We start from the raw sequence: 11816 nt of genomic DNA on the forward strand, positions 1-11816 counted from the left end.
GGAACATCAGCAGACCGCCCGGGGGCGCTGGTACGGATTCAGCGAGCGATCGCAGCTCGGCGCCTCGGCCTTGCAGGTCCCCGGCGAGGGCCAGCGCGTGGGTTAGGGATCGACCGAGGCGATCAGTCCGTCGTAGGCCAGGGCGAATGCGCCGGCTGGGTCGGCCTGCAGGGCGGCGTGTGCGCCGCAGAGTCGTTGTGCGGCTTGCTGTAGCAGGTATGTGCCGTTGGCGGCGTCGCCGCTGATGCGTTCGAGATGGCGCTGGCTGATGAGGTTGGCGATGACCGCTCGCCCAGGTTTCCATGCTCCGGCCATTACAGGGTCTGCTGTTCGTAGACGGTGAGGTAGGGACGGGTCTTGATTTCTTTGATCAGTGCCCAGTCGGGGTCGGCCCACTGCTGCGGAGTGCAGCGTTCGGGGTTGACTTCGATGCCGAGGCGGCGGTGCGCGCGGTCGGCGGCGTCGAAGATGGCCATCTTGGTGGTGTCGCCGATGACCAGGACGTCGATGTCGGCCGGTGGTGGGCCGGGTTGGCCGGCGTATCGCGCTGCCCATGAGCCGAAGATCAAGACGCGCTCGGCGCCGGGGCTTGTGCTGAATTCTTCGGCGATGACGACGCGGGGTCCGAAGGCGATCAGTGCCAGTTGGGTGAGCGGTGCGATGGCTGGGTGTTCTGGGTTGGCTGAGATGAGGCGGTTTCGCCCCTGTCTGCGGTCGCGGAGGATGCCGGCCTCGACGAGTCGCTGAACTTCGGATTGCGCAGTCTGTTTAGGGATGGCCAGTTCGGTGGCGAGTTCGGTGAGGGTGAATTCGCGGACGGGGTCGGTCAGCAGCAGTGACAGCAGCAGGCCCTGGTGATGCGATCGGAAGATCGGCATGAGGGCCGGCGCTTCAGTACGCATAACCAGACCATATGTCCCGATTAGGGAGACTGTACTGATAAACGGGACATATGTACGGATTATGGTCCGGTTAATCTCGCTTTTGCCGTGCGACGGACATCATCTCGCGCTGGACCGGCGCAGCAGCGCCGTCATCTCGACGTCGTCTCGGGTGGTCCCCACCTGCCCACTGCGCTCGTGCCCGGGGGCGTGTCTGACCGGGCCCAGACCCACCTTTGTGCCGACAGGCCCCGACCGGGAGCAGCCCTACGCGCCGCTTATGCCAACCCCTACAGATCGCTCACCTGGTGCCAAGTCCGACTCGGATTCTCGACGGCTGCCGTGGAGGACGCCCCGCCGATCGCGCTGTGCCAACGGCGGATCCGCCTTCGAGCCATGCCTACTGTGAATAGCGTGATGATCGAGGCTTCGAGTTTGCCGACGGTCATGCCGACGCTGCCGGTCGCTACCTGCGTGAAGCCGAAAGCTATTGCCAGAAACAGGGTTGAGTCCACTGCGGCAGATATCAGGTTGCTGCCCAAGACTGCTGTGGTGTATTCGCGTCTTCGTAGTCGGTTGTAGACAGCCAAGTCAGCGGTTTCTGCGGCGAGGAACGTGGTGATTGAGGCGACCGCCAGTGCGGGGGATGCCACCACCGCGGTCAGTGGGGCGCTGAGTCCGATTACGCCCAACGTCCGGCCGGTTCCCAGCCGCTCGTGGATGAGGTCTCGCAGGGTGAGCTGGGCGCCGGCGAGGAGCACTCCGGATGGGGCGGCTAATCCGAATCCAATAGGTATCGTCCGCGGTACGCCATGTCGGTGGTCTGCGCCGAGGTGCAGGATTGCCCAGTTGGCGCCGACGATGCAGCCGATGAACGCGAGCACCCACGCGGCAGTGACGATGTGGGGCCGCCACGTACGCGATGCCGTATGGCTGGACGAACTCATTGCAGGCGGCCGGCCGCGTGCAGCGCTTCGATGTGTTTGAGGCATCCCGGGCAGTGGGCGCACGGTAGGTTCGCGCGATGGCATGAGTGTGTCCATCCGAGTACAGCATCGGAAATCCCTGATTCAGCAATTAGTTCGGGTGCGCTCAGGTGAGCGGCGGGGGCGTGCAGACGCATGCCGCCTTCCTGCAGCGCCAGGAGCGCATCCATGTGTGTGCGGAATTCGGCGCCGCCGTCGGCGTGACGGGCGCTGTCGGAGGCGACTGTGCCGATAAGCACCGCGTCGAACCCGCGTCGTACCCCCCAGGCGGCGGCGATGGTGATCAGGAGCTGGTTGCGGTAGGGCCACCACTCCGGTGACACCTCCGGAAGGCTTGTCTCATCGGCACCCTCGGCCATCAGGCCCGCACCGATCGCGGCAGCCGGTACCACCACCTGCTCAAACGGCAAGCCGAGCTCGAGTGCGATCTGTCGGGCGGCGCGTGCTTCGGCCACGGCAGGCCGCTGCCCGTAGTTGACGTGCAGACACTGCTCGGGTCGTATCCAGGCAGTCAGGGCAGCGCTGTCGATCCCGCCCGACAGCAATACCACCCGCTTCACGAGCTGCCACAGGCGTCGATCGCCGACCAGATACTGCTGTACAGGGCTGCGGACAGGTCGTTGACCACCACGGCGCCGGTGCCGCGGGCCATTGTCCAGGTGTGTTCGTCGGGGTGCTCTGCGAATCCGACGACGGGGATGCCGGCACGAGTGGCCCACCCCACCTCGAACAGTGTGCCGGCGTCAGCGCCGTCGAGGACCGCGAACACGCTGTGGCAGCCGCGCAGACCTTCCAGGTCCTTCTCGGCGACTTCATCGCCGCCGCAACCAATTTCGTCTAGCGGTGAGAATACGTCGGCGGCAAGGTGGATCAAAGCGCTGCGGACGGTGCGGATGAGTTGGCGTTGCGCCAAGTTGAAAAATGGCCCGGCCAGATATACCCGTGGCCGGACCTGCTGCGGATAGGGCAGCGGTGATCCGATTTCCTGCAGTAGTTGGGGTGGCACCTGTGCGGAATCGGTCAGCGAGTGTGCCGCGGCCACTCGGGCACCGTTGTGGGCGGCAGTGATCGGGTCGGCGCCGGCGGCCCAGGCGTGGGCGTAGCCGGCGGAGAACGCGTCTCCGGAACCGAGCGGATGCACGGTGGCGGTGGGGATTGCCCCGAATGTGGTGAGCGTGCTCTGGTGGGCCACGATGCCGCCGAGGGCGCCGCGCTTGATAACGGCGGCTTCCACGTCCTGCGATAGCGCGAGCGCGGCTTGTTCGATGTCGAGAAGTCCGGTCGACGCGCGCGCCTCATGTTCGTTGAGTACCAGGCTGATTCGCTGCGCCTGCGCAGAATTGAGCAGGTCTGTCACTTTCGAGTGCTGCGGGTCGAGGACCAGGGTGCTGGTGCGCACCGTCCAAGCGGACTCGACCATGCCGAACGCCAGAACGCAGTCGGCGTCCACCCGCAGGGCCTGAGCAGAGGCCTCTCCGCGTAGGGTCGTGCGTGAAATCGGCGTGTCGTAGGTGAACACGATGGGTCCCGTTCGGGTGCGCGCCTCAACGTCGACGTTCAATCCGGCACAGACAGCATTGAATTCCGCGATGTCGTCGTCGTTGATCAGGGTGTGCAAGCGGACGGTATCGCCCAGGCTGCGCAACAGCCCGGCCGCGCGAAGTCCGGACCCCAGCAGCCGATCGATCGCCGGTTCCGCGCAGTATTCGCGGTAGGTGCCACCCACGACGCTGATCTGCATCGCCGATCACGCCTGCAAGAGCGTGATATCAGCCCGGGTGCCGTCGGGGCTGACCGCATCCACCCGGGCCATGCGGACATGACCGCGGCGAATCAACCGCGACACCGCGACAGGCTCGGCTGGAATCCGGCCCACGCTGCGGCCGTCAAGGGCCGTAGCCACGGCGTGGCCGTCGACCACTCCGAGTTCGATCTCGTCGCCTTCTGCTGGTGCGATCAGATCCGGGGCAATGCCCACCAAGACGGCAGCGAAAGGCAGTGGCAGCCGATAATCTTGGCGCAGCTGGACACGGACCCGCACCACCGGGCGCAACGTGATGATCACCGCCTCGTAGGAGAAGTCCGCGTTGATACAGCGGGCCATGTCATCCCACCGGTCGGTGATCGCGCCCAAGACGGCCCCCGTCGCGCGCACATACACTTTCAGCTGTGGTGGGTTTCCCTCCATGAGGATTTCACACAATGTGTCCACGGCCACCTGCGCGACGACCTGTGGGTCTGGTGATGTCACGGTTGTCTCGAAAGTGAATGTGCTGCAGGAAGGTCCGTCATCGTTTCGTCCACTGACTCCGCCCAACGAGTTGCGGTAGTCAGACCCTCCGCCGCCGGCCATGGCATTTCCCCCTCATGTCAATGCAGGCTCGAAGATCCAATGTAACGGCACCGCCGGGGGCCGGTCGGCGAATTGATGCAGCTAGTCCAGGTCGGTGAGGTTATCCACCCCGAACAGCAACCGAGCAGCACGCCCCAGCGAGGCCAGCGACGACCAGATGCACGCGTCCAGGTCGGCGGTGCCCACCCCACCCAGATACGCCCACGCGACGAAAGCTTCCTCGAACAGTTGGTAGTCGCGGGGTAGTTTCCATGCCGGGTCGAATACGCCCGCAGCCACTCCCGCGCGCCGGATATGGATATCGATGACGGCGATGGCGTCGCTGCGGGTGAGATTTCGCACCACCCACGAGGCCGTCTTGGGACCCACCCCCGGAATCCCGGTCAGCCAATCACGAAGATCGCGTGGTTGATCCGGCGGCGGGGGTGTCCCGGCGTCCAGATGGGCGATCGCTGCCGCCAATCTGTTGGCTTTGAGTCGCGGAAACCGGTACCGGGCCGGCCGGGCGCGCCCAGCCACCACCATCGGCTCGGCCAGCACCGTGTGAATCGTCTTCTCGCTGAAAAGCTCGCCCGTGAGCAAGCCTGCATCCTGGCAGCGTGAGAACGCGGCGAACGCCATCTGCTCGGTGATCCCGTATCCGCCCAACACGCACAACGCGACCTCCTCAAGAAGGGTCGAGCCGATCCGGTAGGTCACCGGCCGGGGACGCTGGCGGGTCTGCTCGACCCAAAACGCCGGGGTGCCCAAATAACTCGGGTCAAACCAGCGCGCGGTGCGCTGCCACGTCGACCCGTACAGCACCGCCTGGCCACCAACCGGCTCTGCCACCCGCGGCACCTGATCCCAACACAACCCGATCGTTGCCGTGTCCACTGCGGTCCGCGTCGCGACCACCGTCATCTGCGTTGCCCCTTCCTGGGCATTGCCCTGTCGGCCAATTGATTCAGAGGCATGTCCAGTTCCCGAGCCAGCCGAGCAACCAGAAAGAACCCGGGCGAAGGAGTGCCGCCCTGCTCCAACTTGCGCAACGTATCCAGCGGGACTCCCGCCGCGCTGGCCACATCGGCTGCCGTCCTCGCACCACGTCGCCGACGCAATTCGGCGCCAAGCCGCTTCCCAAGCTGGCGATCGTTGTCCGACAACGCAGGCCGCGGCATACAGATAATAATACCAGTATAATTATCCGTATCGGTGGCTCATTTCCACGCATCCAAGTCCGGATGGAACCTGCCGTAAGACAGCCAAAAGCCTTGGGGGTGCGGCTGTTTAGTAGCCAACTGGGCCGCCACGACGTCGTTGTGAGCCACTGTCCCCTGGGCCCACATTCGGTGCTCCGCAGTTGTGTCACCTACAGCACCTTGCCGCTCACGCGGATCGATATGGGAGCGGGCTCGGCGGGCCCCGCTCACTTGGTTGGCGCCGGTGAACCGAAAAGCGTCTGACTCTCCGATAACGTGACCGCGCGGGGGAATCGACGAAGGGCGGGACGGCGTGGCAACGGATGGTGCCGAGTGTGATCCGGCCGCGGGCATCGTCAACCCGCGGCTGAGTGACGTCTTCGGCCTGGTCATCCGACAGGACGAGGTGGATTTCGTCGTCCCTCACCTACGCGAGGACCTTCCGCTTTATCTCGACCCCTTTTTGCTCTGGAAGTCTGAGGACCCGCAGTACCAGCAGCTGCACGCCGACCTGCTCAGCTTCGTCGAGGAGGTCCGCCGGCACGCCGTCGGCGGGCAGGCCAGCCGAGCGGCCATACTCCTGTCGGAGGTCAGCGAGCCGGTCGAACTCGGCCTCGGATACGCCGCCGGGACCAAACGAGGATCAGCCCTGGGCCCAAGCTCAATCGACGGCATCGTTCGTACATTTCAGCAAGTACCCCAGTTGCAGACCGCGGGCCTGGACCACCTGGAGATCCTTGCGCTGCTCGTGCCTGGCATTGCCGAGGACCGCATCAGCGACCTGACGGCCTCGGTCATAAAACAGTGGCTCGCCGAGTTCACCCACCGCCGCTGTCAACAATGGGGCATCCCGACAACACGCCACCGACTGGTCGGCTGGGACCCGGCTGCCCTTGACTGGCGGCCGTTCGAAGCTCACCTGCCGTATAACCCGTCCGACGCTTCGCCTGTACTACTCGCGCCGCTTAATCTGCTGCGCCGACTGCCGTGGATCAACTACGGCGACTATTACCGCACCACATACGCACCACTCGTGCTGCCGCCAGGGCGTTCGGGCCGGGCTGTCGCCAAGCAAGACGTGCTCGCCTACAACAGGGCACACTTCGATATCATCAGCGGCTATGTCGCCGAGCGGGAGGCTGCCGCCGACGTCTGCGCTCCTGACCCGTTGTTTACGCCGCTGCGCCTCGCGACCATAACCAAGAAGGCCAATGAGATTAAGGCGCTGCCGACCGGTCGGGTCAACGGCGCTGACAAGAAGTTTGAAAATCTGGCGTTCGACGTCCTGTCCTCCGCGCTATACCCAGAACTTGACATCGCCGGTCAGCAGGAGCGCACTATCAGCGGCGCCCACATCCGCGACGTCATATTCCACAACGATGGAAAAACACCGTTCCTAGCCGATCTGCGCGAACTGTACGGCGCACGCCAGCTCGTCTTCGAGCTCAAGAACGTCGCCGAACTCGACACCGAACACGTCAACCAGCTGTACCGCTACCTCGACGACGAAGATATGGGCCGCCTTGGCATCCTCCTCGCGCGCCACCCTCCTAAGAACAGCGTTAGGCGCAACATCATCGACCTCCACTCGTCCAAACGCCGAGCTGTGTTGTGCCTGGACGACTCCGACCTCGCACTCATGGTCGCTCTGCTCGACTCTGGGCGGCGGCCCATCGAGGCCCTTCGCAAGAAGTACGTTGAGTTCACCCGTCAGTTGCCTAAATAGTAGGAGGCCCATGCCACGCCACACCCACGCAGACGACGCTTCGTCACCGCGGCCGACAGAGGAGCAGGCCGCAACCTACGACCGGCTCGTTCCGATGCTGGAGGCCGCCCACCGCGAGATGACTGAGCTCTCCAAAAAGAAACAGGACGGCATTGTCAACACCCTCAAGATCAAGATGCTCAACCGGCTCCTCGGCGAACTCAGCAAGATCATCGAAAACGACCCTAGCCACGCCTTCGTCGACATGCTCGACGAGGAAACTCTCCCGCAGAACAGCGACGCTGTCCTCATCCTCAGCCAGTGGCAGGCCGCCCTCAAGCAGTTTAAGGACCGCCATTACGGCCACGACAAGTTGACGTACGAGCACCGGTGGTTCACCGTCGAGAACCCAAGCTAGCGCTACGGCTCCTAGGGCAACCCTGGTCAACGCCCATTCGCGAAGCTTGCGAAGCCAGCTGGCCAGTTCGGTCCGCGCGTTCATCGCCGGGAACGGGATCCGCTTCGGTACGTGGGACCACTCGGTGGACGGATCACGCAATTGGGCATGCATGTGGCCGTCGATACCGCCGCCCCGCGTGGCTATTGGCATTGCTGCCGACTGCATCTGACACCGAGGCCGAAACGTACTCGGGGCAGCATTTGACATCACCGCTGAACGAGTGCGGGACTGCCCCCGGCTGGTTGACGCCTGACTTGTCGGTTAAGGCCACGTCCCTCTGCGTCAACGGGATCTGCTTTGGGGACTAACACGGCCAACTCCCCAAACTCCGGCGGCTTCGGTCCCCATGACACCGAACCCACCAAACACAAAGGTCACGAACCATTTTTGGTTCGTGACCTTTGTAGTCGCAGTTCGTAGAACCGCTCTCTGTGGGCGAAGGGGGACTTGAACCCCCACGTCCCGAAGGACACTGGCACCTGAAGCCAGCGCGTCTGCCATTCCGCCACTCGCCCGAATGACCGAGGCAGCGTAACACTGTCAGCGCATCGTTCCCAAACCGGCCGATCAGCAGGCCGATCGAGGGGCCGTCAGGTTGTCAGAGAACCCTTAACCTCATCTAGATCAGGTCACTGACCAGCATCGATCGGATTCTCAGAGTTCTGTTGGTCCCGCTTTACCGCACCTGGCCGATACCATGCTTGTGAGCAGTGTGGCCAGAGCGACACGCGGGAGCACGGGCCCCGTGACGAGGCGACGAACGACAACGAGAAAAGGCGGGCGGTGACATGGGTCTGGTCGACCGCATCGAACGCAAACTCGAGTCGACCGTCGGCGATGCGTTCGCCCGGGTCTTCGGCGGCTCGATAGTGCCCCGGGAAGTAGAGACGGCGTTGTGCCGAGAAGCCGAGTCCCGAGCCCGTACGGTGGCCGGTGGACAAGTTTTGGCACCGAACGACTACGTAATTACGCTCAGTGGCACTGACTATCAGAAAGTAAGCGCCGATACTGACCTGACCTCGACCGCATTCGCCAAGCATCTGGGGGGATTCATTCGTGATCAGGGGTGGCAAACGTATGGTGATGTGGTCGTTAGATTCGAGCAATCACCGAACTTGCACACCGGACAGTTCCGCGCACACGGCGCGGTCAACCCCGATTCGACCGCTGGCGAATCCGCGCGAGCCCAAGGCGACCATGCGTTCACCGCAGAATCAGGAGAACCACCTATGACCGATAACCCGAATTACCGCGGCGGCCAGGGACAAGGGCGGCCCGGCGACGACTACTACGACGACCGCTACGGGCACCCGCAGGACGATCCCCGCGGCGGCGGCCAATACCCCCCGGATCAGCCCGGCTACCCGCCGCAGGATCAGGGCGGCTATCCCCCGGCACGCGGCGGCTACGGCGGCGGCGACCGAGGTGGGTACCCCGATCAGGGCGGCTATCCGGACCAGGGCGGATACCCCGATCAAGGTGGGTACCCGGACCAGGGTGGCTACCCCCCGCAGTCCTACGAACAGCAGCGCCCGCCCGCCGGGTACGGCGGCCAGCCGGGCGGCGGCTATGACCGTGGCTACGGTGGGCAGCCCGGCGGTGGCTACGGCCAGCCCGCGCCCGGAGCGCCCGGCGGTCAGCCCGGATACGGCGGTGACTACGACTACGGACGTCCGGACCCGCGCCAAGGCGGCGGCTACCCCGAACAAGGCGGCTACGGCGGCGGTCAACCGCCCTACGGACGCCAGGACTACGGTCAGCCGCAGGACTACGGCCGCGGCTACGCCGAGCCTGCGCAGGGCGGCTACCCCGAACAGGGTTACGGCGAGCCCGGCTACGGCGAACCCGCCGGCTATGGCGGGGGTGAGTACGGCGCGCCCCCGGGCGGTCCGGCCGGTTACGGCGGCCAGCCGGGCGGATACGGCGGTGGCGACTACGCCGCCGGCGGCGCTGCGGTCACCCTTCAGCTCGACGACGGCAGTGGCCGCACGTACCAGTTGCGTGAGGGCGCCAATGTCATCGGCCGCGGCCAGGATGCCCAGTTCCGGCTTCCTGACACCGGGGTGTCGCGGCGGCACCTCGAGATCCGGTGGGACGGACAGGTTGCGTTGCTGTCCGACCTCAACTCCACCAACGGCACCACGGTGAACAACGCGCCGGTGCAGGAGTGGCAGCTGGCCGACGGCGACGTCATCCGGCTCGGCCACTCCGAGATCATCGTGCGCGTGCACTGAGCCCTGCGAGACCGGACACACCTGAGTGGCAAGCGCGCGGCTTCGCCCTCACGGCGATCGGCGTCCAAGTATCGTGACGTTGCCGACGGTAGCTGAGCGATACCAGTGGGGCGGATACGGAGAGGACGTCAGATGCAGGGGTTAGTGCTGCAACTGACGCGCGTCGGATTCCTCCTGCTGCTGTGGCTGTTCATCTGGTCGGTGCTGCGCATCCTGCGAACCGACATCTACGCGCCGACGGGCGCCGTGATGGTCCGCCGGGGACTGGCGCTCCGCGGTTCCCTGCTTCCGAGCCGGGACGGGCGTCATATCGCGCGGCAATTGGTGGTCACCGAGGGCGCGCTGGCCGGGACCCGCATCACGTTGGGTGCCCAGCCGGTGCTGATCGGCCGTGCCGACGACTCCACCCTGGTGCTCACCGATGATTACGCTTCGACGCGCCACGCCCGTCTCTCGCCACGAGGTTCGGAGTGGTACGTCGAAGACCTAGGATCGACCAACGGCACATACCTTGACAGGGCGAAGGTGACAACAGCGGTAAGGGTTTCGATCGGAACACCGGTTCGAATCGGCAAGACGGTAATCGAGTTGCGTCCGTGAGGCCGCGCACGCGAGGAGCAGGTTCGATACCGCGCATGCGAGGAGCTCGAGACACACTATGACCCTCGTTCTCCGATACGCCGCGCGCAGTGATCGCGGGCTGGTTCGCGCCAACAATGAGGACTCGGTGTACGCCGGGGCGCGGCTGCTGGCGCTGGCCGACGGCATGGGTGGCCATGCGGCAGGCGAAGTGGCCTCGCAGTTGGTCATCGCGGCGCTGGCACATCTCGACGACGACGAGCCCGGCGGCGATCTGCTCAGCAAGCTCAACACCGCGGTCAGCCAGGGAAATGCCGCGATCGCAGCCCATGTAGAGGCCGACCCCGAGCTCGAAGGCATGGGCACGACGCTCACCGCGATCCTGTTCGCGGGCAACCGGCTGGGCCTGGTCCACATCGGCGATTCGCGCGGCTACCTGCTGCGCGACGGTGAACTGACCCAGATCACCAAGGACGACACCTTCGTCCAGACGCTGGTCGACGAAGGCCGCATCACCGCCGAGGAGGCCCACAGCCATCCGCAGCGCTCGCTGATCATGCGGGCACTGACCGGTCACGAGGTCGAGCCGACGCTGATCATGCGCGAGGCCAAGGCCGGCGATCGCTATCTGTTGTGCTCGGACGGGCTGTCCGATCCGGTCAGCCACGAGACCATCCACGAGGCCATGCAGATCGAGGATGTCGCCGAAAGCGCCGACCGGCTCATCGAATTGGCGCTGCGCGGCGGCGGACCGGACAACGTGACCGTGGTGGTCGCCGACGTCGTCGACTACGACTACGGACAGACGCAGCCGATCCTGGCCGGCGCCGTGTCCGGGAACGACGACCAGAGCGCGCCGCCGGACACGGCTGCCGGCCGGGCCTCGGCGTTCAACCCCCGCCGCAACGAACCGAAACGGGTGATCCCCCAGCCCGCCGAGCCGGATCGCCGGCCCCGCTCACGCCGCCGCATCCTCATCGCCGCGATACTGCTGGTGCTGGTGCTCGTCGGCGGGCTCGCCATCGGCCGGGAGATCATCCGCAACAACTATTACGTCGCCGAACATGAGGGCACCGTGTCCATCATGCGCGGGGTCCAGGGCACGTTTCTGGGCATCTCGCTGCAGGAGCCGTATCGGCTGGGCTGTCTCAACGCCCGCAACGAACTGTCGCTGATCAGCGTCGACCAGGACCGCAGCGCACTCGGCTGCCGGCTGATGGCGGTCGACGACATGCGTCCGTCGGCCCGCGCCTCGGTGCGGGCCGGCCTGCCCGGCGGTACCCAGGACGAGGCCATCCAGCAGATCAACGATCTGGCTCGCGGCTCGGTCCTTCCAGTCTGCGCACCGCGCACCGCGCCCACGACGACCAAGCCCACGCCGCCGCCCAGCCCGTCACCGTCATCCTCGCCGTCACCCGGGCCCACCCCGGCTCCGAC

At 65.4% G+C, this 11816-nt stretch carries 13 protein-coding genes and 1 tRNA gene; 5 read left to right on the forward strand and 9 right to left on the reverse strand.

Features of this window, described 5'->3' with window-relative positions; all coding sequences use genetic code 11:
• Positions 1-102: 102 nt before the first annotated feature.
• The 8 genes from E0T84_RS24100 to E0T84_RS24135 form a co-directional block, all read right to left on the reverse strand.
• Positions 103-315 (reverse strand): hypothetical protein, encoded by a 213-nt coding sequence (locus E0T84_RS24100; RefSeq protein WP_234998192.1) that lies wholly within the window; start codon positions 313-315, stop codon positions 103-105.
• Entirely contained in the window at positions 315-902 is a 588-nt protein-coding gene (locus tag E0T84_RS24105) for a winged helix-turn-helix domain-containing protein (protein ID WP_070185375.1), read from the reverse strand. Before E0T84_RS24105 ends, E0T84_RS24100 begins: the two co-directional genes overlap by 1 nt.
• 269 nt (positions 903-1171) lie before the next feature.
• Positions 1172-1828, reverse strand: coding sequence for a VUT family protein (locus tag E0T84_RS24110; RefSeq protein ID WP_234998193.1), 657 nt, complete (start codon positions 1826-1828; stop codon positions 1172-1174).
• Positions 1825-2427 carry a 7-cyano-7-deazaguanine synthase gene (locus E0T84_RS24115; protein ID WP_070185376.1) on the reverse strand — a complete coding sequence of 201 codons (603 nt, stop codon included), beginning with the start codon at positions 2425-2427 and terminating at the stop codon, positions 1825-1827. The genes E0T84_RS24110 and E0T84_RS24115 overlap by 4 nt, the downstream gene beginning before the upstream one ends.
• On the reverse strand, positions 2424-3608 hold the full coding sequence (locus tag E0T84_RS24120) for a PfkB family carbohydrate kinase (protein WP_070185377.1): 1185 nt from the start codon (positions 3606-3608) through the stop codon (positions 2424-2426). The genes E0T84_RS24115 and E0T84_RS24120 overlap by 4 nt, the downstream gene beginning before the upstream one ends.
• Positions 3609-3614: 6 nt before the next feature.
• Positions 3615-4118 carry a hypothetical protein gene (locus E0T84_RS24125; protein WP_131823097.1) on the reverse strand — a complete coding sequence of 168 codons (504 nt, stop codon included), beginning with the start codon at positions 4116-4118 and terminating at the stop codon, positions 3615-3617.
• Between the two features lie 183 nt (positions 4119-4301).
• Positions 4302-5051, reverse strand: coding sequence for a hypothetical protein (locus E0T84_RS24130; RefSeq protein ID WP_249383733.1), 750 nt, complete (start codon positions 5049-5051; stop codon positions 4302-4304).
• 68 nt (positions 5052-5119) lie between these two features.
• A complete protein-coding gene (locus E0T84_RS24135) occupies positions 5120-5380 on the reverse strand; it encodes a helix-turn-helix transcriptional regulator (protein ID WP_070185380.1) in 261 nt (86 codons plus the stop codon).
• Between the two features lie 334 nt (positions 5381-5714).
• Here E0T84_RS24135 and E0T84_RS24140 point away from each other — a divergent pair, with 334 nt between their 5' ends.
• Positions 5715-7127, forward strand: a complete 1413-nt coding sequence (locus tag E0T84_RS24140) for a hypothetical protein (RefSeq protein WP_083283975.1) — start codon at positions 5715-5717, stop codon at positions 7125-7127.
• 10 nt (positions 7128-7137) lie between these two features.
• Positions 7138-7524, forward strand: a complete 387-nt coding sequence (locus E0T84_RS24145) for a hypothetical protein (protein ID WP_070185381.1) — start codon at positions 7138-7140, stop codon at positions 7522-7524.
• 474 nt (positions 7525-7998) lie between these two features.
• Here E0T84_RS24145 and E0T84_RS24150 read toward each other — a convergent pair.
• Positions 7999-8081 (reverse strand) — tRNA-Leu (locus E0T84_RS24150).
• A gap of 273 nt (positions 8082-8354) precedes the next feature.
• Here E0T84_RS24150 and E0T84_RS24155 point away from each other — a divergent pair.
• From E0T84_RS24155 to E0T84_RS24165, 3 genes are all read left to right on the forward strand, one after another.
• Positions 8355-9800 carry a DUF3662 and FHA domain-containing protein gene (locus E0T84_RS24155; protein ID WP_138745740.1) on the forward strand — a complete coding sequence of 482 codons (1446 nt, stop codon included), beginning with the start codon at positions 8355-8357 and terminating at the stop codon, positions 9798-9800.
• Positions 9801-9932: 132 nt separating this feature from the next.
• Positions 9933-10400, forward strand: a complete 468-nt coding sequence (locus tag E0T84_RS24160) for an FHA domain-containing protein (RefSeq protein ID WP_055119261.1) — start codon at positions 9933-9935, stop codon at positions 10398-10400.
• A gap of 58 nt (positions 10401-10458) precedes the next feature.
• On the forward strand, positions 10459-11816 hold a 1358-nt coding region (locus tag E0T84_RS24165; protein WP_138745741.1), incomplete at its 3' end, for a PP2C family serine/threonine-protein phosphatase.

Origin of the sequence: Mycobacterium sp. DBP42 (assembly GCF_005924235.1) — a bacterium.
Classification (GTDB): Bacteria; Actinomycetota; Actinomycetes; order Mycobacteriales; family Mycobacteriaceae; genus Mycobacterium; species Mycobacterium syngnathidarum.

Coding starts and splice junctions, on each gene's coding strand:
- E0T84_RS24145 (WP_070185381.1), top strand. CDS start 7,138: ATGCCACGCCACACCCACGCAGACGACGCTTCGTCACCGCGGCCGACA.
- E0T84_RS24160 (WP_055119261.1), top strand. CDS start 9,933: ATGCAGGGGTTAGTGCTGCAACTGACGCGCGTCGGATTCCTCCTGCTG.
- E0T84_RS24155 (WP_138745740.1), top strand. CDS start 8,355: ATGGGTCTGGTCGACCGCATCGAACGCAAACTCGAGTCGACCGTCGGC.
- E0T84_RS24110 (WP_234998193.1), bottom strand. CDS start 1,828: ATGAGTTCGTCCAGCCATACGGCATCGCGTACGTGGCGGCCCCACATC.
- E0T84_RS24135 (WP_070185380.1), bottom strand. CDS start 5,380: ATGCCGCGGCCTGCGTTGTCGGACAACGATCGCCAGCTTGGGAAGCGG.
- E0T84_RS24120 (WP_070185377.1), bottom strand. CDS start 3,608: ATGCAGATCAGCGTCGTGGGTGGCACCTACCGCGAATACTGCGCGGAA.
- E0T84_RS24100 (WP_234998192.1), bottom strand. CDS start 315: ATGGCCGGAGCATGGAAACCTGGGCGAGCGGTCATCGCCAACCTCATC.
- E0T84_RS24105 (WP_070185375.1), bottom strand. CDS start 902: ATGCGTACTGAAGCGCCGGCCCTCATGCCGATCTTCCGATCGCATCAC.